23 protein-coding genes and 3 riboswitches are annotated in these 24,684 nt (G+C 73.1%); of the genes, 14 read left to right on the forward strand and 9 right to left on the reverse strand.

Annotated features, from left to right (window positions below; all coding sequences use genetic code 11):
• Positions 1–8: 8 nt before the first annotated feature.
• The 4 genes from J2S22_RS12025 to cbiE all read right to left on the reverse strand — a co-directional run bounded on the left by J2S22_RS12025 (position 9) and on the right by cbiE (position 3,871).
• Entirely contained in the window at positions 9–1,361 is a 1,353-nt protein-coding gene (locus J2S22_RS12025; RefSeq protein ID WP_272776736.1) for a cobyrinic acid a,c-diamide synthase CobB, read from the reverse strand.
• Between the two features lie 124 nt (positions 1,362–1,485).
• A complete protein-coding gene (gene cobM, locus J2S22_RS12030) occupies positions 1,486–2,247 on the reverse strand; it encodes a precorrin-4 C(11)-methyltransferase (protein ID WP_272776735.1) in 762 nt (253 codons plus the stop codon).
• Positions 2,244–2,624, reverse strand: a complete 381-nt coding sequence (locus J2S22_RS12035; protein ID WP_272776807.1) for a cobalamin biosynthesis protein — start codon at positions 2,622–2,624, stop codon at positions 2,244–2,246. The genes cobM and J2S22_RS12035 overlap by 4 nt, the downstream gene beginning before the upstream one ends.
• Positions 2,624–3,871 carry a precorrin-6y C5,15-methyltransferase (decarboxylating) subunit CbiE gene (gene cbiE, locus J2S22_RS12040; RefSeq protein ID WP_272776734.1) on the reverse strand — a complete coding sequence of 416 codons (1,248 nt, stop codon included), beginning with the start codon at positions 3,869–3,871 and terminating at the stop codon, positions 2,624–2,626. The genes J2S22_RS12035 and cbiE overlap by 1 nt, the downstream gene beginning before the upstream one ends.
• A gap of 177 nt (positions 3,872–4,048) precedes the next feature.
• A riboswitch (cobalamin riboswitch) is annotated at positions 4,049–4,244 on the forward strand.
• Between the two features lie 541 nt (positions 4,245–4,785).
• Between cbiE and J2S22_RS12045 the strand changes: the two genes are divergently transcribed.
• From J2S22_RS12045 to J2S22_RS12080, 8 genes are all read left to right on the forward strand, one after another.
• A complete protein-coding gene (locus J2S22_RS12045; protein ID WP_272776733.1) occupies positions 4,786–5,508 on the forward strand; it encodes a hypothetical protein in 723 nt (240 codons plus the stop codon).
• Complete coding sequence (locus tag J2S22_RS12050; protein ID WP_272776732.1) at positions 5,505–7,673, forward strand: TonB-dependent receptor; 2,169 nt, start codon at positions 5,505–5,507, stop codon at positions 7,671–7,673. The genes J2S22_RS12045 and J2S22_RS12050 overlap by 4 nt, the downstream gene beginning before the upstream one ends.
• A gap of 23 nt (positions 7,674–7,696) precedes the next feature.
• Positions 7,697–8,593 carry an ABC transporter substrate-binding protein gene (locus tag J2S22_RS12055; protein ID WP_272776731.1) on the forward strand — a complete coding sequence of 299 codons (897 nt, stop codon included), beginning with the start codon at positions 7,697–7,699 and terminating at the stop codon, positions 8,591–8,593.
• A complete protein-coding gene (locus J2S22_RS12060) occupies positions 8,590–9,582 on the forward strand; it encodes a FecCD family ABC transporter permease (protein WP_272776730.1) in 993 nt (330 codons plus the stop codon). Before J2S22_RS12055 ends, J2S22_RS12060 begins: the two co-directional genes overlap by 4 nt.
• The gene (locus J2S22_RS12065; RefSeq protein WP_272776729.1) at positions 9,579–10,397 is read left to right on the forward strand and encodes an ABC transporter ATP-binding protein; all 819 of its coding nucleotides are present in this window, start codon (positions 9,579–9,581) and stop codon (positions 10,395–10,397) included. Before J2S22_RS12060 ends, J2S22_RS12065 begins: the two co-directional genes overlap by 4 nt.
• A 178-nt stretch (positions 10,398–10,575) precedes the next feature.
• On the forward strand, positions 10,576–11,070 hold the full coding sequence (locus tag J2S22_RS12070) for an RNA polymerase sigma factor (RefSeq protein WP_272776728.1): 495 nt from the start codon (positions 10,576–10,578) through the stop codon (positions 11,068–11,070).
• 85 nt (positions 11,071–11,155) lie between these two features.
• The gene (locus tag J2S22_RS12075; protein ID WP_272776727.1) at positions 11,156–12,130 is read left to right on the forward strand and encodes a FecR family protein; all 975 of its coding nucleotides are present in this window, start codon (positions 11,156–11,158) and stop codon (positions 12,128–12,130) included.
• A 105-nt stretch (positions 12,131–12,235) separates the two neighbouring features.
• Positions 12,236–14,668, forward strand: a complete 2,433-nt coding sequence (locus J2S22_RS12080; RefSeq protein ID WP_272776726.1) for a TonB-dependent siderophore receptor — start codon at positions 12,236–12,238, stop codon at positions 14,666–14,668.
• A gap of 352 nt (positions 14,669–15,020) precedes the next feature.
• Here J2S22_RS12080 and J2S22_RS12085 read toward each other — a convergent pair whose 3' ends face one another.
• A complete protein-coding gene (locus tag J2S22_RS12085; RefSeq protein ID WP_272776725.1) occupies positions 15,021–15,536 on the reverse strand; it encodes a bifunctional adenosylcobinamide kinase/adenosylcobinamide-phosphate guanylyltransferase in 516 nt (171 codons plus the stop codon).
• A 137-nt stretch (positions 15,537–15,673) separates the two neighbouring features.
• Here J2S22_RS12085 and tcuA point away from each other — a divergent pair, with 137 nt between their 5' ends.
• On the forward strand, positions 15,674–17,011 hold the full coding sequence (gene tcuA, locus J2S22_RS12090) for an FAD-dependent tricarballylate dehydrogenase TcuA (RefSeq protein WP_272776724.1): 1,338 nt from the start codon (positions 15,674–15,676) through the stop codon (positions 17,009–17,011).
• Positions 16,998–18,119: a tricarballylate utilization 4Fe-4S protein TcuB gene (gene tcuB / locus J2S22_RS12095; RefSeq protein ID WP_272776723.1), complete on the forward strand. Its 1,122-nt coding sequence runs from the start codon at positions 16,998–17,000 to the stop codon at positions 18,117–18,119. Before tcuA ends, tcuB begins: the two co-directional genes overlap by 14 nt.
• Here the strand turns inward: tcuB and cobD are convergent.
• Both cobD and J2S22_RS12105 read right to left on the reverse strand, forming a co-directional pair.
• Positions 18,090–19,130, reverse strand: coding sequence for a threonine-phosphate decarboxylase CobD (gene cobD / locus J2S22_RS12100; RefSeq protein WP_272776722.1), 1,041 nt, complete (start codon positions 19,128–19,130; stop codon positions 18,090–18,092). The two genes, tcuB and cobD, sit on opposite strands and share 30 nt — an antisense overlap.
• Positions 19,131–19,152: 22 nt before the next feature.
• Positions 19,153–19,719: a histidine phosphatase family protein gene (locus tag J2S22_RS12105; protein WP_272776721.1), complete on the reverse strand. Its 567-nt coding sequence runs from the start codon at positions 19,717–19,719 to the stop codon at positions 19,153–19,155.
• 22 nt (positions 19,720–19,741) lie between these two features.
• Positions 19,742–19,847, forward strand: a riboswitch (cobalamin riboswitch).
• A gap of 62 nt (positions 19,848–19,909) precedes the next feature.
• Between J2S22_RS12105 and J2S22_RS12110 the strand changes: the two genes are divergently transcribed.
• Genes J2S22_RS12110 through J2S22_RS12120 form a run of 3 tightly spaced genes read left to right on the forward strand, consistent with a single transcriptional unit; the run spans position 19,910 to position 21,516 of the window.
• A complete protein-coding gene (locus tag J2S22_RS12110) occupies positions 19,910–20,134 on the forward strand; it encodes a CbtB domain-containing protein (protein ID WP_272776720.1) in 225 nt (74 codons plus the stop codon).
• Positions 20,135–20,150: 16 nt separating this feature from the next.
• Complete coding sequence (locus tag J2S22_RS12115) at positions 20,151–20,903, forward strand: CbtA family protein (protein ID WP_272776719.1); 753 nt, start codon at positions 20,151–20,153, stop codon at positions 20,901–20,903.
• A gap of 4 nt (positions 20,904–20,907) precedes the next feature.
• Positions 20,908–21,516 carry a hypothetical protein gene (locus tag J2S22_RS12120; protein ID WP_272776718.1) on the forward strand — a complete coding sequence of 203 codons (609 nt, stop codon included), beginning with the start codon at positions 20,908–20,910 and terminating at the stop codon, positions 21,514–21,516.
• 16 nt (positions 21,517–21,532) lie between these two features.
• On the opposite strand, the gene J2S22_RS12125 is transcribed toward J2S22_RS12120, so the two are convergent.
• Positions 21,533–23,023, reverse strand: a complete 1,491-nt coding sequence (locus tag J2S22_RS12125) for a cobyric acid synthase (RefSeq protein ID WP_272776716.1) — start codon at positions 23,021–23,023, stop codon at positions 21,533–21,535.
• 178 nt (positions 23,024–23,201) lie between these two features.
• A complete protein-coding gene (gene cobO, locus J2S22_RS12130) occupies positions 23,202–23,810 on the reverse strand; it encodes a cob(I)yrinic acid a,c-diamide adenosyltransferase (protein WP_272776715.1) in 609 nt (202 codons plus the stop codon).
• Positions 23,811–23,931: 121 nt separating this feature from the next.
• A riboswitch (cobalamin riboswitch) is annotated at positions 23,932–24,143 on the forward strand.
• Between the two features lie 111 nt (positions 24,144–24,254).
• On the opposite strand from cobO, the gene J2S22_RS12135 reads away from it, so the two are divergent.
• A complete protein-coding gene (locus tag J2S22_RS12135) occupies positions 24,255–24,683 on the forward strand; it encodes a DUF1636 family protein (RefSeq protein ID WP_272776714.1) in 429 nt (142 codons plus the stop codon).
• Position 24,684: the final 1 nt, after the last annotated feature.

Genomic DNA, 24,684 nt, shown 5'->3' on the forward strand with positions numbered 1-24,684 from the left:
GGGCGCCGTCAGGCGCCGCGGTCGATCGCGTGGAAGAACGTGCCGGTGACGGTGCCGCGGCGGGCGCCGCTCTCGGGCACCGATGCGCCGGTCGCGTCGCAGCAGTCGGCGAGCGGCGCGTCCGGACAGGCGAGCGTCGTCGCGTAGTGGAACTCGTGGCCGTACAGGGTCGCGCCGGCAGGACCGAGGACGCAGCCGCTGCGCAGCGTCGCCCGCCGGTAGCCGAGATGCAGCTTTCGCGTCGCGAACGAGGTCTCGAGGCCGAGCAGGTCCAGCATCGCGTGACGGGTGCCGTCGGCGTCGACGAGGCCCTGCCCCAGCACCATGAAGCCCCCGCACTCCCCGTGGATCCTGGCCCCGCGCTCCGCCGCGGCGCGCATGCCGGACCTGAAGGTCTCGGCCGCCGCCAGCCGGCCGGCATGCAGCTCCGGATAGCCGCCGGGCAGCCAGACGGCGTCGGCCGCGGCATCGGGCGCCTCGTCGGCGAGCGGCGAGAACGGCACGACCGCGGCGCCGGCCCGCCGCCACGCCTGGATCAGATGCGGATACATGAACGAGAAGGCGGCGTCGCGGGCGAGCGCCACGCGCCCGCCGGGCGGCGGCAGGCCGGCGTCGTCGCCCTCCCCCGCGGCGATCATGCCCGGCCGCGCCGCCGCGACGAGGGCGTCGAGATCGATCCGCGCCGTCGCCACCGCGGCGATGCGGTCGAGCTGCGCGTCGAGATCGGAATTCTCCACCGCCTGCACGAGGCCGAGGTGCCGCTCGGGCAGCGCCAGGCGGTCGTCGCGGAACACCGCGCCCAGAACCGGCAGGCCGAGCCGCTCGATCGTCGGCGCGACCAGCGCGAGGTGGCGGTCGCTGGCGACGCGGTTGAGGATCACGCCGGCGATGCTCACGTCGGCGCGATAGCGGGCGCAGCCGAGCGCCACCGCGGCCGCCGTCTCGGTCTGGCCGGCGACGTCGAGGACGAGCAGCACCGGCCACCCGGTCAGCGCGGCGATGTCGGCCGAGGCGCCGCGGCCCGCCCGCCCGGGCTGCGCGACGCCGTCGAACAGACCCATCACGCCCTCGACGATGGCGATTTCGGCGCCCGGCCCGGCGGCGCCCACGAGCCCGCGCAGCAGCGCCGGCCGCATCGCCCAGGAGTCGAGATTGACGCTGTCGCGGCCGGCCGCGGCCGCGTGCCAGGCCGGATCGATGTAGTCGGGCCCGCACTTGAACGGCTGCACGGCGAGCCCCCGCCGGCGCAGCGCCCGCATCAGGGCGAGCGCGATCGTCGTCTTGCCCGAGCCCGAGCGCGGCGCCGCGACGAGGAGGCCGGGCGTCCCGGTCGGTTGTTCGGATGAGGGGGGCGGCGTCATTCCGGGGCGCACCGCAGGTGCGAACCCGGAATCCAGCCACATGGTCCGAGCGCACGGCTGGATTCCGGGTCCGGCGCTCCGCGCCGTCCCGGAATGACCGCCGAAGGACCGACTTGATCCACGCTCATTCGCCCCGTCCGCGAAACCGGCGCTGATAGTCGACGCTGTAGAGGGCGCTCTCGCGAAACGCCTCCGCACCGAGCGCGGCGCCGACCAGCACCAGGGCGGTGCGCTCCATCGGGCTTTCGGCCGCCTGCGCCACGATGGTGGACAGCGTCCCGCGAAGAATGCGCTCGTCGGGCCAGCTCGCCCGGAACACGATCGCGACCGGGCAGTCGGCGCCGTAGAACGGCGTCAGCTCGGCGACGAGCCTGTCCAGGACATGGATCGACAGGTGGATGGCGAGCGTCGCCCGGGTGGCGGCGAAGGCGGCGAGGCTCTCGCTGTCCGGCATCGCCGAGGCGCGGCCCGAGGTGCGGGTCAGCACCACCGACTGGGCGACCTCGGGCAGCGTCAGCTCGCGCCCCAGCGCCGCGGCGGCGGCCGCGAAGGACGGCACGCCGGGCGTCACCGTGTAGGGGATGTTCAGGGCGTCGAGGCGGCGGAGCTGCTCGCCGAGCGCGCTCCACACCGAGAGGTCGCCCGAATGCAGCCGCGCCACGTCCCGCCCGGCCTCGGTGGCGGCGACGAACTCCTGCACGATCTCGTCGAGCGACAGCGGCGCCGTGTCGACGATGCGGGCGCCCGGCGGGCAATGATCGAGCAGCGCCTTCGGCACCAGCGAGCCGGCATAGAGGCAGACCGGGCAGCGCCCCAGCAGGTCGCGTCCCCGCACCGTGATCAGGTCCGGCGCGCCCGGGCCGGCGCCGATGAAATGGATCGTCACGGTCCGTCTCCACTGGCGAGGGCGCAAGTCGCGGTGCCGGCCGCGACGCGCGGGCCGAGCAGGCGCGCGTTCCGCCCGGCGGCGACGAGCGCCGCGGCCTCGGCGACCGAGGACACGCCGACCGCCGCCGCGACGGCGTGCGAGCGGGTGAGGATACGGTCGCTCACCCGGTCGAGGTCTTCACGCGGGCATGCGACCAGCGGCACGCCGAGCGTGCCGGCCGCATCATGGACGCCGCTCTCGTCGGACTTGAAGTCCGCGGTGGCGAGCGCACCGAGTGCCGCGACAGCCACGCCCGCGGCCTCGCACGCCTGCCGCACCGCCGCGAGAATCTCGCCACACGGGGCGCCGCGCCGAAATCCCACCCCGGCGGCCATCACGGCTTGCTCACCCGCCACTGGGTCACGGGCATGGCCGGCCGCCAGCCCGTCATCGTGCCGACCGGCTCGGCGCGCGACACCTGCAGCCGCACCAGCTCGCCGCCGTGCGTCGCATGCAGGGCGAACAGCCGCGCCTCGGTCTCCAGCGCCACCGCATTGACCACCAGCCGGCCACCCGGCCTCAGCGCCGCCCACGCCGCCTCGAACACGCCCTCGTCGGAGAAGCCGCCGCCGACGAACACGGCGTCGGGCGCCGGCAGGTCTTTCAGCGCCGCCGGGGCGCGGCCTTCGACGATGCGCAGATCCGGCGTGCCGAGCGCCGCCGCGTTGCGGGCCGCGCGTGCGGCGCGCTCCGGGCGGTCCTCGATGCCGATCGCCCGCATGGCGGGATGGCGCAGCAGCCACTCGATCGCGACCGACCCGGCGCCGAGGCCGATATCCCACAGCAGCTCGCCCTGGCGCGGCGCCAGCGCCGCGAGCGTCACGGCGCGGATGTCGCGCTTGGTGAGCTGGCCGTCGTGCTCGAACAGCGCGTCGTCGAGCCCGGGCGCCAGCGGCACCACGGTCGCGTCCGCCGCCGCGACCACCTCGAGCCCGATCAGGTTGAGCGGATCGATGTTTCCGAGATCGAAATCCCTCGCCACCGCCTGCCGGACGTTTTCCCGCGGGCCGCCGAGCGCCTCCAGCACATGGATGCGGCTGTCGCCGAGGCCGCGCGACACCAGAAGCTCCGCGAGCTTTCGCGGCGTCGTCTCGTCCCATGACAGCGCGAGGATTCGGGCGCCCGGCTGCAGATGCCGCACGACGGTCGCGAGCGGCCGCCCGTGCAGCGTCACCGGCGTCAGGTCCGGCAGCGACCAGGCGAGCCGCGAGGCGGCGAGGCTGAAGCTCGACGGCTGCGGCAGCGAGAGAATCTCGTCCGCCGGCACGAGGCCGGCCAGCATGCGCCCGACTCCGTAGTGGAACGGGTCGCCGGTCGCCAGCACCACCACGGGCCGGCCGCGATGCGCCGTGATCTCCGGAAACGCCAGCGCCATGGGTCGCGGCCAGGCGAGGCTGCGGCCGCGCACCAGCTCGGCCGCCAGCGCCAGATGGCGCTCGCCGCCGACCACCAGCTCGGCCGAGCGCACCAGCACCCTGGCGGCTTCGGTCAGCCCGGCGATGCCGTCCTCGCCGATGCCGATCAGCGACAGCCAGCGGACCGGCGCGCCGGGCGAGACCTGGTCGGCAGGCTGTGCGCTCACGTTCGCTCTCTCTGTCCGGGCCGGGCCGGCCCGCCGGTCGCACCCTGCACGGTGCGGGGCGGACTGATACGGGCGCGCCGCGCGATGCGTCAATGCCGGGCGGGGCCTGATCCGTGCCCGCCGCGCAACACGCCACCGAGAACACACTGGCCCGAATTGACAGCCGGATTAATCCATTCTTAACGTGGAGCCGACGGTTCCCTCACGGGATGAAAAGGGAACACGGTGACGGCGCGAGCCGGATGCCGTGGCTGCCCCCGCAACTGTGAGCGGCGAGTCCTTCGTCATTGGTCCACTGGGGTCTCGCACCCGGGAAGGCGACGAAGGGCGGCGACCCGCGAGCCAGGAGACCTGCCGTCAGCCGTGGTCACACGCGGAACCGTTGGTCGGGGTGTACCGATGGTGGCCGAGCCGGACGTGCACGCACGGACGGAGCGACCTTCCTCGCGGTGACGTGCCACGCCCGCTGCGAGGATTCTCTCGTGCCCTCGATCCCTGCCGCTCCCGTCCCCGACGGGAGCCTGTCCGCCCGTTCCGAAACGCCCGCCCTGGACGTGATCGCCGCGCCGCCGGCGCGCCCGCGTCCGGCCGTCCCGATCGCGTTCCGGGCCGCTGCCGCCCGCATCCTCGACGCCCGTGCCGTCGGCGCTCGCACCGGCCACAACCGGCCGGCGATTGACAAGCTCCAATTATGTAATGTTATTACATTGCATGCAGACGGCGGTCGCGCATTCGGGCGGAGGGCCGCTTCGGGGGCTCTCATGACACGGAATTTCGGACTGACCTCGGCTCCGCTCGGGGGCCGCCGGCGCGCGCGGCTCGGGCCGGCGTGCTGCCCGCCGACGGCCCCGGCCTGCACGGCCGCCGACGACGGCCATACCGCCCTCCACTCGCACCGCTGTCACCACGATTCCATGCCCATCGACCCGCTCGGACTCTACGCCGCCGGCATCGACGCCTCCGACTACGTGGCCCGGGTGGCCCCGGTGGTCCGCCGCCATGTCCCCGCCATCGGCGACCTGCTCGACCTCGGCGCCGGCGGCGGCCAGCTCGGCGGGGCGCTGCGCGACCCCGCCGCGGCGTGGACCGCGGTGGAGCCCGCCGCGGTGATGCGGGCCCGCCTCGCGGCGATCGAGAACGGCCCGGCGGTCCAGCCCTGCGACTGGCAGGACGCGACCCTGGCGGAGCGCGGCTGCGACACCGTGCTGGCCGCCAACATGCCGGCGACCCTGACCACGCCCGCCGATTTCCTGGGCCGCTGCCGCGCCTGGGCCCGGCGGACCATCGTGTGGATCGTGCCGGCCCAGCACGGGCCGCGCGGCCTTTGCCTCGCCGCCTGCCTGCCGCCGGAGTGGCACGGCGAGGACGTCACGCCCGGCGTCGACCTGGTGCTCGCCGGCCTCGGTCCCGACCGCCGGCCCGACGTGATCGAGCACGTGTCGTGGACGTTCCGGCTTCCGGTCGACGACCTCGGCGCCGTCGCGACGCATCTGGCCGACCGGCTCGGATTCCCTCCCGACGACCCCAGACGCCCCGCCCTGCTCGCCCGTCTCGACGAGCAGCTGATCCACGGGCCGCGCGGTGCGCGGCTCCAGGTGGAGAAGGTGTCGGCCGTGCTGGTGTGGAGGGTCGCATGAACCGGCGTCTCCACGGCACCGCCCTCCTCTCCGGCGTCGCCCTCGCGCTCGCCGCCGCGGGCGACACCGCCCGGGCCCAGAACGTCACGCTCGACGAGATGGTGGTGACGGCGACGGGCCGCCCCGAACCGCGCGAGCAGATCCCCGAGACCATCCAGGTCATCGACCAGGAGAAGATCAAGACCTCGGCGGCCCGCTCGGTGACGGACCTGCTCGCCGAGAACGCCGTCGGCTTCTTCAGCGAGTGGACCCCGGCCCAGACCTCGATCAACATCCGCGGCGCGGCGAGCGACGGCCAGGGCCGCGATTTCAAGGGCCAGGTGCTGGTGCTGATCAACGGCCGGCGTGCCGGCACCGCCAACCTGTCGAAGCTCTCGTCCAACGACGTCGAGCGCATCGAGGTGGTGCGCGGCCCCGCCTCGGTGCTCTACGGCAGCCAGAACATCGGCGGCGTCATCAACATCATCATGAAGACGGGCCGCACCGCGCCCGGGACGCTCCTGGAGACCAGCGGCGGCTCGTTCGGCCAGCTGCGCGGCAAGGCACAGACCGGCGGTGTCTACGAGCAGGTCGACTGGTATGTCGGCCTGTCGGGCGGCAAGAGCGACAACTACCGGGTCGGCGGCGGGGCGAAGGAGCTGAACACCGCGTGGAAGCGCGCCGGTGCGTCCGGCGCCTTCGGCCTGCAGATCGACCCGAACCAGCGCATCGACATCAACGTGCGGACCGACGGCGTCTACGACGCCGGCTTCCGCGGCTCGACCGCCAACATCTACTCTCGGGACGACCGCTGGAACCGCTCGCTCGACGTGGTCTGGGACGGCAAGGTGCCGGACGGCTGGGCGCGCTGGATGCTGCAGACCTACGCGGTGTCCGACGTCGACGTCTTCAACTGGGCGTCGCCGACCATCGCCAGCGGCGGCAACGCCGTGGTCGGCACGGCGAGCGACCGAAACGAGCGCCATCTCGACATCGTCGGCAGCCGCTTCGTGCCGCGCGTCACGCCGTGGACCGGCAACGAGCTGATCCTCGGCCTCGACTGGGAGAACAGCTGGCTGCGCTCCGACCGCACCCGCGTCTATCTCCCCGGCAGCCCGATCGCCTCGACCGGTCAGGTCGCACCCTACGACTACAACCAGACCGAGGCCGTGTGGGCCTTCTATACCGAGGACTCCCAGAAGCTGTTCGACGATCGCGTGGTGATCCGCGGCGGCGTGCGCCAGACCTGGGGGCAGACCTCGTTCGATCCGACCCCGAACCTCGCCTCGCAGAAGACCGGCACCTCGGACTACCAGGCGACCACCTACTCGGCCGGCGCCACCTGGAAGATGCTCGACTGGTGGTCGTGGCGCGTCGGCACCTCGACGGGATTCCGCGCACCGACCGCCTCCGAGCTCGCGGCCGACTTCACCGCGGTCGGCGGCGGCCGCACCTTCGGCAATCCGAACCTGACCCCGGAGACCGCCGAGCAGTACGAGGTCGGCACCACCTTCATGCGGACCGGCTGGCGCGTCGACGTCGCGCTGTTCCAGAACACCATCTCGAACCGCATCACGACGAGGTCGCGCAGCGGCGTCGCCAACACGTCGGACTACATCAACAACCCGGGCGACATCCGGGTGCGCGGCGTCGAGCTGCAGGCCGACGCCGACATGTTCAAGGTGCTCGACCGCGATCCCGGGACGTGGCGATGGAGCCTGTGGGCGAACGGCGCCTACAATTTCGAGATGCAGGACGAGGGCGCGTCGGCGGCCGCCGGGACCGACAAGGTCACCCGCATGTACGAGTACCAAGCCGCCGTCGGCACGCGGTTCGGCCAGACCGGCGGACCGTGGAAGGACTGGCTGGTCCAGGTCGCCGGCGTGCTGCGCGGCCCGATGTGGTACGCGAGCGAGGAGTATCTGCTGCTCGCCGGCCAGGTGCGCAACACCACGGCCTACCGCAAGGATCCGTTCTGGGTGTGGAACCTGCGCGGCGAGATCGCCCTCACGGCCAACGTGAAGCTCTTCGCGACGATCAACAACCTGTTCGACGTCAACGAGAACCCGATCTTCATCGCGCTCGACAGCTATCCCTGCATCGCCAACCCGAAATGGCAGAACGGCGGCTGCGGGACCTCGATGCCGGGCCGCGAGATGCTGGTCGGCCTGCAGGCGCGGTTCTGATGCGGCGGGCGACGCGTCGCGGGATGCTGACGCTCGGCGTCCTCGCGGCGCTCGCAGCTGCGATCGGTCCGGCCACCATCGGCCAGGCTCGGGCCGGGCCGATCGTGCTGACCGATGCGTTCGGGCGGACCGTGACGCTGCCCGGCCCGGCCCGTCGCATCGTCACCATCTTCGCCTCCAACACCGAGATGGTGGCGGCGCTCGGCCTCGCCGACCGCATCGTCGGCATCGAGGCCTACACGCGGTTTCCGCCCGAGGTCCTGGACCGGCCGCTGGTCGGCGGCCGGCTCGGCTTCTCGGTCGACGCCGTGGTGGCCCGAGACCCCGATCTCGTGGTGGTGACGCCGTCCCGCCAGGCGGCGCATCAGCTCGTCGACCCGATGGAGCGGATCGGCGTGCCGGTCCTGGTGCTCATGCAGCGCACCGTCGCCGAGGTCATGGCGAACATCCGCCTGCTCGGCCGCGCCGCCGGCGTGCCGGCCGCGGGCGAGGCGGTGGCGGCGCGGCTGGAGGCGCGGATTTCGCGCGTGACGGACCGGCTGAACGACCGGCCGCGGCCCCGCGTGATCATGATCACGGGCCGGCTCGGCAACGGCCTCGTGCTGGTCGCGCGGCCGAACACCTACACGGCCGACGCCGTCGCGCTCGCCGGCGGGAGGTTCGGTCTGGACCAGTCGCCGACGCTCTCGCAGGTCTCGCCCGAGGCGGTGCTGCGCGCCGATCCCGACGTGCTCTTGTTCGCCGGCCGGGCCGAGGATCTGGCCGAATTGTCCGCACGCGCCGGCTGGCGCGACATGCGCGCCGTGAGGACGGGTCGCGCCTTCACGGTGCCACGGGCCGAGTTCCTGATTCCGGGCCCCCGCACCGTCGACGGCATCGAGCGCCTCGCGGCCGTGTTGCATCCGGACCCGGCCCGATGACGGAGGCGGCGAAGCCGTGGCTGATCCTGTCGCTCGCGCTGGTCGCGCTGATCGCCTTCGGCGTCTGCGCCGGCCACGACTGGGCGAGCCCCGCAGATCTGGTTTCCGCCCTCGCCGGGCCGGACACGCTCCGTGCAAAACTGCTGATCGACTGGCGGCTGCCGCGGGTGCTGGCCGCGGCCTGCTGCGGCGCGCTGCTCGGGCTCGGCGGCGCGATCTTCCAGGGCGTGTTCCGCAATCCGCTGGCGGAGCCCTATCTGCTCGGCTCGGCCGGCGGCGCCGCGCTCGGGGCGAGCGTCGCGCTCCTGGTGCCGCTCGGGCTGCCGCAGGCGCTCGTTCTCGCCGTGCTGGCGTTTCTCGGTGCCTGGGGCGCCACCGTGATCGTGATGGCCATCGCGCGGCTCGCCGGCACCATCGACGCCGCCGGCCTGCTGCTCGCCGGCGTCGCGGTCGCCGCCGTGCTGGGGGCGCTGCGCTCCTTCCTGATGCTGGCGCTGTCCGACGACACCGTGAACCTGCAGGTGGTCTTGAGCTGGATCCTCGGAGGCGTGCAGACACCGTCCTGGCCGGTGCTGGCCGGCCTCGCCGCAGCGACGGTCGCGAGCGTGGTCGCCACGCTGCCGCTCGCCCGCGGGCTCGACCTGCTCGGCCTCGGCGAGACCATGGCGGCGGGCTTCGGCCAGGACGTACGGCGCTTCGTCGACGTCGCCGTGTTGGCGGGAGCGGCCGTGGTGGCGATCGCGGTGGCGTTCAGCGGGCTCGTCGCCTTCGTCGGGCTCGCGGCGCCGCACGTGGCGCGCTGGCTGGTCGGGCCGATGCACCGCGCCCTGCTGCCGGCCGCGGCGCTGACCGGCGCCGCCATGGTGACGGCCGCCGACGCGCTCGCCCGCGCCGCGCTGCCGCCGGCCGAGATCCCGCTCGGCCTCGTCACGGCGCTGGCCGGCGGTCCGTTCTTCGTCGTCCTGCTGGCCCGCGAGCTGCGCCGATGAGCCCGCTCGTCGCCGACGACGTCACGGTGGAGCGGCGCGGCGCCCGCCTGCTCGCAGGGACCAGCCTCGCCCTGCCGAACACCGGCAGCGTCGCCATCGTCGGCCCCAACGGCGCCGGAAAGTCGACGCTGCTGCGCGTCCTCGCCGGCCAGACCGCGCCGACCTCCGGCACGGTGCTGCTCGGCGACCGGCCGCTGGCCGCCGTCCCGGCGCGCGAGCGCGGACGCCTGCTCGGCTACGTGCCGCAGCATTTTTCTCCGCACTGGGATCTGAGCGTGACGGATCTGGTGCGGCTCGGCGTCGAGCGCGGCGGCGCCCCGTCGATCACGGCGATCGACGCGGCGATCGAGTCGAACGATCTCGTGACGCTCCGTCGCCGCCGGTGGTCGGCATTGTCGGGCGGCGAGCGGGCGCGCGTGCTGCTCGCCATGGTGCTGGCGGTCGATCCGCCGATCCTGCTCGCCGACGAGCCGGGCGCCAGCCTCGACATCCGCCACCGCATGGCGCTGGTGGAGATGCTGGCGGCGCGCGGCCGCGAGCGGCTGTGCGTCGTCGTCATGCACGACCTCGACCTCGCCTTCCGCTGCTTCGAGCGCATCGTGCTGCTCGATCGCGGCCGCCTCGTCGCCGACGCGCCGGCCGACGCGCTGTTCGAGGACCGCCGTCTCGACGCCGCCTTCGGGGTCGCGTTCGTGCGGCTCGCGACCGAGCACGGCCGCCTGCTGCAGGCGGCCGGCGCGCCGACCCGGAAGGCGACCACGTCCCCACCCTCCGCGCCATGCCGCGACGGCGCAGAACCAGAGTCCTCGCGCTAGACCAACCGCAGGCGGCGAAATTGGTTTTCCGGAACCGGAGACGCGCCGTGGGCAACGAGCGGCCCGCCACCTTAGATTTAATCCATACTATTGAAATTGCATTGCTATTTATCCTCGCCTAAGCGTGGTCGATCGACCATCGAGCGTCTCCCCACGCGGCGGACGAGGTTTCGGCACGGTGACTGGCGACCTGGAAATGGCGTTCACGGCCCATGGGCCCGAGCTGAGGACATATCTCAGGCACCGGCTCGGCGATGCGCACACGGCGTCCGATCTCGTGCAGGACACGTTTCTGCGCGTGATCGAGCGGCCCGAAGCCCGGGTGCAGGACTTCCGCGCCTATCTCTACACCATTGCCCGCCACCTGCTGCTCAACCATCACAAGCAGAGGGCGACGCGCCGCACCGACAGCGTGCCGCCCGAATGGTTCGGCGACATCGCGGCCGACGCGCCGACGCCGGAAGACGCCGCGGACGCCAAGCTCCGGCTCGAGCGACTCCAGCGCTTCGTCGGCGAGTTGCCGCTGCGCACCCAGCAGATCTTCGTGCTCAATCGCATCGACGGCCTCACCCATGCCGAGGTCGCCAGCGCGCTCTCGATCTCGGAAAGCTCGGTGCAGAAACATCTGGCAATGGCGATCCAGCACATGACGCAGCGGCTCAGATCGCGCTAGACCGACCCGGTCCGTTACGGGACGTGGCTCCGCCGGTTGTCTTCGTTTCCCGAGGGAGGCGTCCGGACTGTTGCATGGTGGCGGCGTGAACGAGGATCGATCGTCGGACGCGGACCGGCGTGCCGCCGAGTGGGTCGCCCGCCTCGACGGCCGGCCGCTCGACGACAGCGAGCGCGAGGCGTTCCGGCACTGGCTGGAGGCCCATCCAGACCATCGGCCGGCGTTCGAGGAGGCGCACAGGGCGTGGCGCAGCCTCGATCTGCTGCGGCACGATCCCGGGCCGCTCCGCACCGTGCCGCGCCCCGCCCGCAAGACGACCGTCGGCCGTGCCGGAATCGCCGGCGTCGTCGCCCTCCTCGTGCTCGGACTGCTGAGCCTGCGTTATCACGTCGGCGACCCGTGGATCGCCCTGACCGCCGACTGGCGCACCGCGCCCGGCCAGACCCGGCAGGTGACGCTCGCCGACGGCTCCCTCGTCGAGCTCGGACCGGACAGCGCCATCGTCCTGCATTTCGGCGCAGACGAGCGCCGGGTGACGCTGCTCTCGGGCGAGGCGTTCTTCCACGCCACCCCGCGCGACGGCAAAGAGCGCCGCCCCTTCGTGGTCGATGCCGCTCACGGCACGACGACCGCGCTCGGTACGCAGTTCCTCGTCGAGGAGCGGCCGGACGGCGCCAGGGTCACCGCCGTCGAGCATCGCATCGAGGTCGCGCTCGACACCCCGGAGCGCGGGGTCGACCGGGTCGTGCTGTCGCCCGGCCATACCGTGCAGTACGACGTGTCCCACGGGTTCGGCCGGGTCGACACCGTCGACGTCGCCGAGGCCACGGCGTGGCGCACCGGCCTGCTGGTGTTCGACTCCGTGCCGCTGCAGGACGTGGTGCGCAAGCTCAACCGCTACCGGCGCGGCCGCATCGTCGTCGCCAGCACCCAGCTCGCGCAGCGCCGGGTCAGCGGCGTGTTCGCCACCAGCGATCTCGACGACGTCATTCGCACCATCACGGCCGAGCTGGGCGCGAACGCCTCTTCGCTGCCGCCGCTGGTCACGGTGCTCTACTGAACCTCCGGACTCTTTTTTTACGGTGTTTCGCCGTCCCGGTTGTCTCCATCCCCGGGAGCAGCGTGGCGCCGGGCATGGCGCCGGCACACGGGGGATGAGGTGGACATGCGTGAGACGAAGGAAAGGGCGGATGCCGCCACGCGGCGGCCCGGGCTGGCGGTCGGCCTGCTGTCCGGGCTTCTGGCGTCGGTCGCGATCCCCGGTCACGCGCCGGCCCAGCCGGCGAGCGTCGGTACGGCGACGCCCGGCCGCATCGCCTTCGACATTCCGGCACAGGACCTCAACCGCGGCGTGCTGATCTTCGCCCAGCGCGCCGGCATTCAGGTGTTCTACGACACCGCCAAGCTCGGTGGACGTCGCTCCTCGGCGGTCTCCGGCACGCTGACCCCACAGGAAGCGCTCGGCCGCATGCTGGCCGGGACCGGGCTCGCCTACCGCTTCACCGCCCCACGGCAGGTGACGATCGTCGATCCCAGTGCCGCCGGCGCCGGACACGACGGCGGCGGCCCGCCCGGCACCATCCCGCTCGACCCCATCGACGTGCAGGCGAGCGGCACGGTCGGCTACGTCGCCACCGCCAGCACCGCCGGCACCAAGACCGACACTCCGCTGATCGAGACGCCGCAGTCGGTCACGGTCGTCACCCGGCAGGAGCTGGACGACCGCAACGTCCAGACGCTCACCGAGGCGGTCGCCTACACGCCGGGCGTGCGCACCGGCCAGAGCGGCTACGATCCGCGCTACGACTCGTTCACGATCCGCGGCTTCGACACCACCTACAACGGCATCTACCGCGACGGCCTGCGCCTGCCGGGCTCCAACATGGCGGTGTTCAAGGTCGAGCCCTACGGCGTCGAGAACGTCACCGTGCTGCGCGGCCCGAGCTCGGCGCTCTACGGCCTCGGTTCCCCCGGCGGGCTGGTGGACATCACCTCCAAGCGCCCCACCGAGAAGGCTTTCGGCGAGGTCGAGGTTCGGGCCGGAAATTACGACCTCTGGCAGGGCCAGTTCGACACCGGCGGGCCGGTGGACAAGGACGGCACGCTGCTCTACCGCCTCACCGGACTGTTGCGGGACGCGGGCTCGCCGAACGTTCTGGGCGGCGGCGTCAACGACGCGGCCTTCGTCGCCCCGGCCTTCACCTACAAGCCGAACGACAGCACCCGCATCACCTTTCTCGGCGAATACCTGAAATACGAGACCCCGGCATCGCTTCCCTACTACGCCTGGACCGGCTCCGGCGCCGATGCGTTCAGCAAGACCCCCGGCGACTACAACAGCCTGAAGCAGACGCAGTACCGGGTCGGCTATCTGGCCGAGCACGACGTCAACAACAGCATCACGGTTCGGCAGAAGCTGCGCTACGGCTACGCCGACACCTCGGTGCGCTACACCGGCGAGACCTCGTTCGACGCCGCGACCAACACGGCCAGCCGGTACAGCGGCTATGTCCACGACAAGCTGGATTCGTTCGTAGTCGACAATCAGCTGCAGGCGAAGTTCGCCACCGGAGCGGTCGAGCACACGCTGCTGGTGGGCGTGGACTATTCCCACCTCGGCCTCGACAGCGGCATCGGCTACGGCACGGCGTCGGACTACAACTACACGCTCGAGCAGGCGCTGGGTCCGGTCTACGATCCGGAGTTCAACGCCTCGCGCTTTCGTCAGAAGCAGAATCAGCTCGGGGTCTACGTGCAGGAGCAGGCGAAGTTCGGCGGCTTCATCCTGACGTTGACCGGACGGCACGACCGGGTCGAGACCACGAACGACGACCTGCTGACCAGCACCACCCAGGATCTGGACGACAAGGCGTTCACCGGCCGTGCCGGTCTCACCTATCGGTTCGACAACGGCATCGCGCCTTACGTCAGCTATTCCACCTCGTTCGCGCCCAATCTCGGGACCGACATCTCCGGCAACAGCTTCGTGCCCACCACCGCCCGGCAGATCGAGGGCGGCGTGAAGTACGCCCCCGCCGGCTTCGACGGCTATGTCGCCGCCTCGGTGTTCCAGATCGACCAGGACAAGGGGCTCGTCACCGACGAGACCAACCCGGTCTACCAGGTCCAGACCGGCGAGGTGCGCGGGCGCGGCTTCGAGCTGGAAGGGGTGGCCAATCTCGGGGCCGGGCTGAAGCTGCGCGGCGCCTATGCCTATCTGGATCTCACCAACATGGCCGGCGATCCGGAGACCATCGGTCTCACCCCGTCCGGCCAGCCGCAACACTCGTTCTCGGTGTGGGCGGACTACCAGTTCCAGCCCGGCACCGTGCTGGCGGGCCTCGGGGTCGGCGCGGGCGTGCGCTACACCGGCTCCACCTGGGGCAATGCGCTCAACACCTTCCAGAACAGCGCCTATGCGCTCGTGGACGCCAAGCTGAGCTACGACCTCGTCAACCTCGGCCCGCAGCTGAAGGGCTGGAGCATGCAGGTCAACCTTCAGAACCTGCTGGACGAGGACTACATCACCTGTGATGCCGGCTACTGCTACCAGGGCCGGCCGCTCACCGTCACGGGCGGCGTGAAGTATCGCTGGTAGGTGCCCTCCCCCGCCGGCATTCGGCGGCGGGACGCGACGACGCCCTCTCGACGCGGAGAGCATGCCCGCCAGCCCTCGGCTCGGCGGGCTGCTCACGCGCTACGGGATGCACACATCGCGTGCCACGCAAAGGAGCGTCATGCGCAGGCTCGACCGCGCATCCATCACCTTCACCTGAAAGCGCTCTCTCGCCGAGAGATGGGTCGCCGGGTCGAGCCCGGCGACGACGGCGGAGAGGGCGGAGAGGGCGGCCGGCGTGTTTGCCCCTCACTGAAACCGCTCAGCTTTCTGAGATGTGAGCATCCCGTCGTGCTCACGCGGGGACCGGAAACGGCGCCCGGGCCGCGCCCCGTCACTTCAGCCGCACCGGGCAGCCGGCGACCATCAGCCAGGCCTCGGTCGCCGCGGCGGCGGTGCGCTGGCCGAGGAAGCCGGCGAGGTCGCGGAAGCGGCGCAGCGACGCGTCCATCGGCACCGGGCTCCAGCCGATCTCGTCGCCGATCACGACGACCGGCCACGGCATCGCCCGGAACCTGTCCAGCTCCCGGCTCCATTCGTCGAGCGCCGCCGCGTCGCGGTCGAAGCGGTCGGCGAGCCACAGCACCAGGCTGTCGATCACCACGCCGGAGGGCGGCGGATCGAGCGCCGCGAGCGCGTCGGCGATGCCGTCGGGCGCCTCCAGGGTCCGCCAGGTCGCCGGCCGCTCCGCCTGATGGCGACGCACCCGCTCGGCCATCTCGGCATCGGCCGGATCGCGCCGGTAGGTGGCGACGAACACCACCGCGTCGCCGAACCCCATGGCGATGTCGACGGCGCGCCGGCTCTTGCCGCTGCGCACCGGCCCGGTGAGAAAGATCAGGTCGCCCACGCTCGTCCCCCCGAACCATACCGCCCGGGCCCTTGATGCACGCCGCGCGCTCCCGCGCAAGCCGGCCCCGCCGGCGGCCGCGTTGACAGGGTCGCGCGGCCGTACCTATGAGGGCGCCGCGCTGCCGCTGGGGAATCATGAGCGACGAGACCACCTCCCGGGTCGACGTGCTGGTCGCCGGCGGCGCCGCGGCCGGCCTGTGCGCGGCCATCGCGGCCCGCCGCGCCGGTGCGTCGGTGCGGCTCGTCGAGGCGGCGCCGGCGGCGCTGCGCGGCGGCAACACCCGCCACGCACGCAACTTCCGCATCGCCCATGACGGCCCCGCCCGCTACGTGCCGGACGGCTACCGGCCCGAGGAGTTCTGGGCCGATCTCGTCCGCGTCACCGGCGGCGACACCGACGAGCCGCTCGCCCGCACGCTGATCCGCGCCTCGGCGACGATCGCGCCGTGGCTGATCGCGAACGGCGTCCTGCTGCAGGCGCTGGACCAGGGCGTGCTGCCCTATTCGCGCCGCACCGCCTTCCTGTTCGGTGGCGGCAAGGCGATGGTGAACGCGCTCTACGCGACGGCGCGACAGCTCGGCGTCGCGATCGCCTGCGGCACCGAGCTCACGGCCCTGCGCTTCGGCGACGACGGCTGCGAGGCCGAGGTCGCGCAGGCCGGCACCGGCGCGCGGGTGATCGCCAAGGCCGTGGTGGTCGCCACCGGCGGCTACCAGGCCGACCCCGCCCGGCTGCGCATCGACTTCGGCGCGGCGGCGGAGCGCATGGTGGTGCGCGGCTCGCCCTACTGCACGGGCCGCGGCCTCGACCTGCTGCTCGATGCCGGCGCCGTGCCGGTCGGCGATCCGGCGAGCGCCCACATCGTCGCCGTCGACGCGCGCGGGCCGCGCTTCGACGGCGGCATCGTCACCCGCATCACCGGCATTCCGCACGGCATCGTGGTCGACCGGACGGCGAAGCGGCTCGCCGACGAGCGCGCCGACACCCGGCGCACCCACTACGCCCAGTGGGGGGCGCGCATCGCCGCCTGCCCGGACCAGCTCGCCTATCTGATCGTCGACCAGGACGGGCTGCGGCGCGCCGGCCCGACCGCGCTTCCGCCCGTGGCGGCGCCGACGCTCGCCGAGCTGGCCCGCCGGCTGGAGCTCGATCCCGCCGCGCTCGACGCCACGGTGCGGGCCTTCAACGCCGAGGCGGCCGGGCGCGAGCCCGCCGTACGGCCGCTGACGGCGCTGCCGCTCGCCGCCTGGCCGCTGCTGCCCGGCCTCACCTTCACGCATTTCGGCGTCGCCGTGGATGCGCGCATGCGGGTCCTCCTGCGCGGCGACCGCGTGGCGCCCCGCGTGTTCGCGGCCGGCACCGCGATGGCCGCCAACGTGCTGCGGCACGGCTATCTGGCCGGGCTGGGCGTCACGCTCGCCGCCGTCACCGGCCGGATCGCCGGCGAGGAGGCCGCCCGTGCCGCCGCGTGAGGTCGTCGAGGAGGCCGAGCGGGTGCTGCGGCTGTGCAGCGCCTGCATGTATTGCGACGGCGTCTGCGCCGTGTTCCCGGCGATCGCCGGCAAGGCGACGGTCCCGCTCGCCGACGTCGCCCACATCGCCAATCTGTGCCACGGCTGCCGCGGCTGCTGGTACGCCTGCCAGTATGCCCCGCCACATCCCTTCGCCGTCAACGTCCCGCAGACGCTGGCGGCGGCGCGCCGGCTCTCCTACGCCGATTTTTCGCGGCCGCGCTGGCTCGCCGCGGGCTTCGGCCGGCGGGCCTGGGCGGTGGCCGCCGTGGCGGGCGGCGTGACCCTGCTGGCGCTGCTCCTCGTGCTGCTCACGGTGCCGTCCGGGATCCTGTTCGGCGTGCATCGCGGCGACGGCGCCTTCTACCGTGTGGTGCCGTGGGGCGCGATGACGACGGCGGCCGGGCTGTCGTTCCTGTGGGCGGTCGGGTCGATCGCCGCCTCGACGCTCGCCTTCTGGCGCAGCATCGCGCCGGCCGTGCCTGGAAAGATCGTCCGGCGGGCGCTGGGACCGGCGCTGGTGGACATCGTCACCTTGAATAATCTCGGCGGCGGCGGGCACGGCTGCAACGACGCCGGCGAGCGGCTGTCGCAGGAGCGCCGCATCGCCCATCACGCGATGGTGGCGGGCTTCGCCCTGACGGTGCTGTCGACGCTGTCGGCCGCGCTCTGGCACCACGTCGCCGGGGTGCGGGCACCCTACGGCTTCTGGAGCCTGCCGGTGCTCTCCGGCACGGCGGGCGGCGTGCTGATGCTCGCCGGCATCGCCGGGCTCCTCGCGCTGGAGGTGCGGGCCGACCCGGCGCCGGCGGAACCCGGCGAGACGCGGCTCAACCGCGTGTTTCTCACCCTGCTCGGGCTCGTCGCAGCGAGCGGCCTCGCCGTGCTGGCGCTGCGCGAGACGATGCTGATGGGCCTCGCGCTCACGCTGCATCTCGGCCTGGTCACCGGCTTCTTCCTGGTGCTGCCGGCGAGCAAGATGCTGCACGCGCCGTTCCGGGCGGCGGCGCTGCTGCGCGCCGCCATCGACCGGATCGCCTCACCGCCCCGCCGCAGCGGCGGCGAGTGAGCGGCAGGCGGCGTCGAGCCGCTCCCACCCCGCCTCGTCGGCCGGCAGGCCGAACCGGTAGCGGTGCGGCGTGTGGGCGAAGCCGCGGACGAGAATCCCGGCGCGGGCGAAGCGGTCGACGAGGTCGATGCCGGCCGGGCCCTCGGCCAGCACGAACAGATCGGTGCCGCCGACGATGCGCAGGCCGCCCGCCGCCAGCACCGCCTCGAGCCGCGTCCGCTCGGCGGCGAGCCGCCCCCGCATCGTCGCGATCCAGTCGGCATCCGACAGCGCCGCCGCCGCGACCGCGCAGGCCGGCCCCGACACCGGCCAGTCGCCGAGCCGGCGCCGCCACGGCATCGCGGCGCGCTCCGCCACCGCGACGAAGCCGACCCGCAGCCCGGCCAGTCCGAAGAACTTCCCCAGCGACCGCAGCACCACCACGCCGTCCGGCAGCCGGTCGGCCGCGAGCAGGGACAGATCCGGGGCGACGTCGGCGAAGGCTTCGTCGACGATCAGCTTCCGCCCCGCCGCGGTCCATTCCTCGGCGAAGCGCGCGAGAGCCGGGCGCGCCACCGCCGCGCCGTCGGGATTGTTGGGATTGACCAGCACGGCGACGTCGAGATCGCGCCCCGCCGGGTCGGGCAGCGCCGGCAGCGGCCGCACCGCGGCGCCGGCCTCCTCCCACGCGGCGGCGTGCGACGAGTAGGTGCGCCCCACCACGCCGACCCGCAATCGCGGGCCGAGGATCAGCGGCAGCAGCCGGATCGCCGTCTCGCTGCCCGCCACCGGAATCAGCGCCGTGCCGGCCGGCCGCCCGTAGGCCGCCGCCGCCGCTTCGGCGAGCGCCGCGATGTCGCGCCCGAGCGGCAGCCGCCGATACGCCTCCGGATCGACCGCCGGCACCGGATAGCCGTGCGGGCTGACACCGGTCGAGAGGTCGACCCAGGGGGTCGGCGCCTCCGGATAGAGCCGCTCGGCCTCGTCGACACGCCCACCGTGCCCGCGCAGAATCTCGTCTCGCAGTCTCATGTCAGATGTTCCGACCCGCCTGTCACAATCCATCGAGCCCGCCGGGCCGCAAGACCCAGCGCCGGCCGTCGTGGCGCAGATCGGCCGAGGCGAGCGGCCCGGCGTCGACCCGCCAGAACGAGAGCGCCGGCGCGCCGAGCACGTGCACGATCGCGGCCCGCATCACGGCCGGATGGGTGACGGCCAGGCATCGCCGCTGCGGCGGGCCGGCGTCGAGCCACGCCCGAACGCGGTCGAGCAGCATCGCCAGCGACTCGCCGCCATGCGGTGCCGCGTCCGGATCGGACCGCCACGCGGCGAAGCCCTCCGGTTCCCCCGCGACGATCTCGCCGGGATCGCGGCCGCGCCAGCCGCCCAGCATCCAGTCGTCGAGCGCGGCGACCGGCCGGGCGTCGAGGCCGAGACCCGCCGCCGTCTCGCCGCAGCGCCGCTCCCGGCCACACACCGCGGCATCGAGCTGGGGCAACCGCGCCGCGAGGGCGTGCAGCGATGCCGCCGCGCCGGCTTCGACGAGCTCGTCGGCCGGAAAGCGCGCCGCCCGGGTGGCGGGCGTCGCGGCATGGCAGAGCAGGATCAGGCGCGCCGTCATGGGTCGAAGCGTCGGGTCTCGTTGACTTGCCCCGGTACGGGGTACATCATCGTTGTGTCAGAGACGGGAAGCCGGTGGAAGCCCGGCACGGTCGCGCCACTGTGACCGGCCCTCGAACGGGCCGGAAGTCAGACCCCGAAGCTCTCGACCGACACGCTCGCACGGGACGCGTCATCCCAGGAGAGAGGCCATGTCCGACGTCGTGATTCCGTCCACCGGCGCCGCCGCGGTGCCCGCCCTGCCCGCGATCCCGCTGCGCGAGATCGTCCCGTGGGCCGTGCTCGCCGGTCTGCTCGCGCTGCTGGCCGTATGGTTCGTCGGCGCCGAGCAGGGCGCGCTGGCGCTGTTCGACGGCAATGTCGTGCACGAGTTCGTGCACGACGCCCGGCATCTCCTCGGCTTCCCCTGCCACTGATCCGCCCGGCTCCGCCATGGTCCGGACTCTCCTGGTCCGGGGGATGCTGTGCGGCATCCTCGCGGCCGTCGTCGCTTTCGCGGTCGCCTGGCTGATCGGCGAGCCGCCGCTCGAACGCGCCATCGGATTCGAGGCGCATGCCGAGCACGGCGCCGCAGCGGCTGCTGCGGCCGGTGCGCCCGGCGCCGCCGCCGAGCCGGCCGAGGTGTTCTCCCGCACCGTGCAGAGCACGGTCGGGCTGATGACCGGGCTCGTCGTGCTCGGCGCGGCGGTGGGCGGGCTGTTCGGGCTCGCCTTCGCGCTCGCGCAAGGACGGCTCGGCGCCGCCGGACCGCGGGCCGCGGCCGCGTGGCTCGCCGTCGCGGGCTTCGTCGTGCTGGTGCTGGTGCCGCAGCTCAAATACCCGGCGGCGCCTCCGGCGGTCGGCAGCGCCGAGACGATCGGCCCGCGCACCGCGCTCTACTTCATCCTTCTCGGGATGTCGGTGCTGGTCGCGGTCGCGGCGCTCGGGCTCGGGCGGCGACTCGTCGCCCGGATCGGCGCCTGGAACGCGGCACTCGCCGGGCTCGGTGCCTACATGGCCGCGATGGCGCTGGTGATGCACGCCCTGCCCTCGCTCGGCGAGGTGCCGGAGGCGTTTCCGGCGGCGGTCCTGTGGGACTTCCGGGTCGCCTCGCTCGCCACCCAGGCGGCATTGTGGGCGGCCCTCGGCCTCGCCTTCGGGGCGCTGACCGAGCGCAGCGCCGCGCGGCGGCCGATCGAGAGATGACGGGATGGCGCAGCGGCGGACTCTGCTGCGGGTCGTCGCCGCGCTCCTGCTGATCCTGGCCGCCCCGCCGGCGCTGGCCCATTCCTCCGGCGCGCGCCGCACCGACGGCCTGCGGATCGAGCCCTTGTCGCATGGCCAGATGGCGGCGATCGACACGCACCGCGCCGCGGTCCTGGCGCTCGCCGAGCGCGGGCCGTCCGACGAGACCGGCCGCCGTCTGCTGAACTACGAGAAGCTGCAGTTCCTCGTCTGCCTGTGGGGCGTGATGCCGGGCACGCTCGACGACGAGACGAGCCCGTTCAACGGCTGCGCCCACGCCTATCTGGCCGCGACCCGGGCGCTGCTCGCCCACTTGCGCGGGCGGCCCGACGCCACGCCGGACGTGATTGCGCTCGCCGAGACGGTCGACCGCGCGCTGCTGCTCGACGGGACGCTGGCGATGTGCGTCTACAGCGGCGAGCCCTACAACACCGCCGACCTGATCCTTCCGGAGTGGTCGCTGGTGCCCGCCCATCCGCCGACTCTCCTGGCGCTCGGCGGCGGGCTCGCCGCGATGGCGGGCGGCGGCCTGCTCGCCTCACGCCTGCGACGTCGCGAGCGGCCCGAGGCCTGAGCCTCGCGGCGCGCGCTCAAGCAGCCAGGGTCAGCATCGTCTCCACGTCGATGTGCCGCGCGAGATGCGCGGCGAGCGCGTCGAGCGTCGCCTCGACCGTCGCCTCGTAGGCGAGCCCGCCCTGCTCCGCCGGCGGCGCGCCGAGTCGGGCGAGCCAGGCGGCGCGCTGAGCATCGTCGGCGAAGAAGCCATGGACGTAGGAGCCGGCGACGCGGCCGTCGGCCGAGACGGCGCCGTCGTCGCGCCCGCCCGCCGCGTCGTCGAGCCGCACCAGCGGCCGTGCCGTGCCGGGCCCCGTGGTGCGGCCCATGTGCATCTCGTAGCCCGACAGCGGCACGCCGTCGGCGACGGTGCGGCCGGTGACGGCGACGAGTGATTTCTCCCCCGTCAGCGTCGTGATCACGTCGAGCAGGCCGAGACCCGGCGCCGTGCCGGGCGGCCCCTCGACGCCGTCCGGATCGGCGATCTCGCGTCCGAGCATCTGGTATCCGCCGCACAGGCCGAGCACGCGGCCGCCTCGGCGGACATGGGCGACGATGTCGGCGTCCCAGCCCACGGCGCGCAGCGCGGCCAGATCCCGGATGGTCGTCTTGGCGCCCGGCAGGATCACGAGATCGGTGTCGGCCGGCAGCGGCGCGCCGTTGCGCAGCAGCACGAGGTCGACGGCGGGGTCGAGACGCAGCGGGTCGAGGTCGTCGAAGTTGGCGATCGACGGCAGCACCGGCACGGCGATGCGGATCTGTCCCCGCTTCTCCGATGGCGGCGCGGCGGATCCGACCTCCAGGCCGAAGACGTCCTCCGCCGGCAGGCGGTGGGCGTCGCGGAAGAACGGCACCAGGCCGAGCGGTGCCCATCCGGTCTTCTGCGCGACGAAGTCCATGCCGGACGAAAACAGCGTCGGGTCGCCGCGCATCTTGTTGACCAGGAAGCCGCGGATCAGCGCCGCGTCGTCGGGATCGATGACGGCGGCGGTGCCGCACAGGCTGGCGATGACGCCGCCGCGGTCGATGTCGCCGATCAGCACCACCGGAACCGCGGCGGCGCGGGCGAATCCCATGTTGGCGATGTCGTTCGCCCGGAGATTCACCTCCGACGCCGAGCCCGCGCCTTCGACCAGCACGATGTCGGCGGCGGACTTCAAGCGCGCGAAGCTGTCGAGCACGTGCGGCAGCAGCGCCGCCTTTCGCGACTGGTAGTCCCTGGCGCGGGCGTTGCCGAAGACGCGGCCCTGCACGACGATCTGGGCGCCGACCTCGCTCTGCGGCTTCAGGAGCACCGGGTTCATGTGCACGGACGCGGCGACCCGCGCGGCGCGCGCCTGCAGCGCCTGGGCGCGGCCGATCTCGCCGCCGTCCGCCGTCACGGCCGCGTTGTTCGACATGTTCTGCGGCTTGAACGGCAGGACCCTCAGGCCGCGGTCGGCGAGCAGCCGGCACAGGCCGGCGACGATCAGCGACTTGCCGACGTCCGAGCCGGTGCCCTGGACCATGAGGGCGCGGGCGGTCATGCGCGGGCGCCCCGGCACGCGTCGTCCGGGCGTTCGTCGTCCCGGGGCGGCGCGCCAGCGCCGAGCCCGGGCCCCATACTCCCGGTGTGCCGTGAGCCACCGACTCCGGGGGTATGGATTCCGGGCTCGCGGCTTCTCCGCGCCCCGGAACGACGACAGAAGGAGCCGCCCGCCACGCTCAGTACTCGATGCCGGCCTGGGTCTTCACGCCGGCCTTGAAGTGGTGCTTCACCAGCGTCATGTCGGTGACGAGGTCGGCGGCCTCGACGAGCGGCGGCTTGGCGTTGCGGCCGGTGACGACGACGTGCAGGCCCGGTCGCCGCGCCGCGAGACTCGCGACCACCTCCTCGACGGGCAGGTAGTCGTAGCGCAGCGCGATGTTGAGCTCGTCGAGAATCACGAGCCCGAAGCCGGGGTCGTCCATCAGCGTCGTCGCGGTCTCCCAGGCGGCCCGGCAGGCGGCGATGTCGCGCGCCTTGTCCTGCGTCTCCCAGGTGAAGCCCTCGCCGGCGGTGTGCCAGACGACCCGGTCGCCGAACGCCTCCAACGCCGTCTTCTCGCCGGTCGGCCGGCTCTTGATGAACTGCACCACGCCGACCTTGCCGCCATGGCCCAGCACCCGCAGGGCGAGCCCGAAGGCGGCCGTCGACTTGCCCTTGCCGGTGCCGGTGTGGACCAGCAGCAGGCCCTTCTCGACCGACTTGGAGGCGATCTCGGCGTCCTGCAGGGCCTTGCGCTTCTGCATCTTGAGGCGATGGCGTTCGGTCTCGTCGTCCGTGCCGGTCATGCGGGTCCTCGGTGTCGTCGGCGCGACAGGACCACAGGCGCCCCTGATGGGCAACCGCCGGATTGACAGGGCGGCGCCGACGCCGCACAGATCCCGGGCCGACGGTGTCCCGCCTGTCGGGACGTTTCCGCAATGCCGCGGAACGCCTTGCAGGCCGGACAAGAGGGAATGCCGGAGGCGGCGATTCGGGTGTTCCGGGTCGACGCGAAGCCGGAGCTGCCCCCGCAACTGTGAGCGGCGAGCCTGCATCGAGGCCACTGGGTGTATCGACCCGGGAAGGCGATGCCGGCAACGACCCGCGAGCCAGGAGACCTGCCGTCGCCTGCTTCTGACGCCGTTCCGGGCGGGGTGTTCCGGAGCGAATGTCGGCCGAACGGAGTGCAGGTCCGCTCGCCGCACGTCTCCGGAGACGCCACGCGTCCCCGGTCCGTCGACGAGCGAGTCATGACGTCTTCTCCTGCCCCCGGCCCGTCCCACGCCCCGCCTGCGTCGTGCGGCGCGGTCCCGCCCCCCAGCCTGTTCGTCTGCGTCCTGTGTCGGCTTTCCGCCGACGAGGAGGAGCGCTCCGGCCGTCGCCTGCACGACGCGCTGGTCGCGGCGCAGCAGCGCGCCGGCACGGCGGCCGTGCGGATCGTCCCGGCCGAGTGCCTGTCGAACTGCAACCGCGCCTGCTCGGTCGCCTTCGCCGGGCCGGACCGCTGGACCTATGTGTACGGCGGCCTCGCCCCCGACTCGGCGGAGGCCGTTCTCGACGGCGCCGTCCGCTATGCCGCGACCGCCGACGGCCTCGTGCCCTGGCGCGAGCGCCCCGACATCCTCCGCAAGGGCCTGATCGCCCGCATCCCGCCGCTGGCCACCACGCAGGAGCCCTGAC

Source organism: Rhodoplanes tepidamans, from assembly GCF_030813915.1.
In the GTDB taxonomy this organism is placed as follows: domain Bacteria; phylum Pseudomonadota; class Alphaproteobacteria; order Rhizobiales; family Xanthobacteraceae; genus Rhodoplanes; species Rhodoplanes tepidamans.

Excerpts from the sequence above, each read along its gene's own strand:
- J2S22_RS12115 (WP_272776719.1), top strand. The coding sequence starts at position 20,151 with ATGGTCCGGACTCTCCTGGTCCGGGGGATGCTGTGCGGCATCCTCGCG.
- J2S22_RS12050 (WP_272776732.1), top strand. The coding sequence starts at position 5,505 with ATGAACCGGCGTCTCCACGGCACCGCCCTCCTCTCCGGCGTCGCCCTC.
- J2S22_RS12055 (WP_272776731.1), top strand. The coding sequence starts at position 7,697 with ATGCTGACGCTCGGCGTCCTCGCGGCGCTCGCAGCTGCGATCGGTCCG.
- J2S22_RS12080 (WP_272776726.1), top strand. The coding sequence starts at position 12,236 with ATGCGTGAGACGAAGGAAAGGGCGGATGCCGCCACGCGGCGGCCCGGG.
- J2S22_RS12065 (WP_272776729.1), top strand. The coding sequence starts at position 9,579 with ATGAGCCCGCTCGTCGCCGACGACGTCACGGTGGAGCGGCGCGGCGCC.
- J2S22_RS12035 (WP_272776807.1), bottom strand. The coding sequence starts at position 2,624 with ATGGCCGCCGGGGTGGGATTTCGGCGCGGCGCCCCGTGTGGCGAGATT.
- J2S22_RS12060 (WP_272776730.1), top strand. The coding sequence starts at position 8,590 with ATGACGGAGGCGGCGAAGCCGTGGCTGATCCTGTCGCTCGCGCTGGTC.
- J2S22_RS12110 (WP_272776720.1), top strand. The coding sequence starts at position 19,910 with ATGTCCGACGTCGTGATTCCGTCCACCGGCGCCGCCGCGGTGCCCGCC.
- J2S22_RS12045 (WP_272776733.1), top strand. The coding sequence starts at position 4,786 with ATGCCCATCGACCCGCTCGGACTCTACGCCGCCGGCATCGACGCCTCC.
- cobD (WP_272776722.1), bottom strand. The coding sequence starts at position 19,130 with ATGAGACTGCGAGACGAGATTCTGCGCGGGCACGGTGGGCGTGTCGAC.
- J2S22_RS12135 (WP_272776714.1), top strand. The coding sequence starts at position 24,255 with ATGACGTCTTCTCCTGCCCCCGGCCCGTCCCACGCCCCGCCTGCGTCG.
- J2S22_RS12125 (WP_272776716.1), bottom strand. The coding sequence starts at position 23,023 with ATGACCGCCCGCGCCCTCATGGTCCAGGGCACCGGCTCGGACGTCGGC.
- J2S22_RS12105 (WP_272776721.1), bottom strand. The coding sequence starts at position 19,719 with ATGACGGCGCGCCTGATCCTGCTCTGCCATGCCGCGACGCCCGCCACC.
- J2S22_RS12025 (WP_272776736.1), bottom strand. The coding sequence starts at position 1,361 with ATGACGCCGCCCCCCTCATCCGAACAACCGACCGGGACGCCCGGCCTC.
- cobO (WP_272776715.1), bottom strand. The coding sequence starts at position 23,810 with ATGACCGGCACGGACGACGAGACCGAACGCCATCGCCTCAAGATGCAG.
- tcuA (WP_272776724.1), top strand. The coding sequence starts at position 15,674 with ATGAGCGACGAGACCACCTCCCGGGTCGACGTGCTGGTCGCCGGCGGC.
- J2S22_RS12120 (WP_272776718.1), top strand. The coding sequence starts at position 20,908 with ATGGCGCAGCGGCGGACTCTGCTGCGGGTCGTCGCCGCGCTCCTGCTG.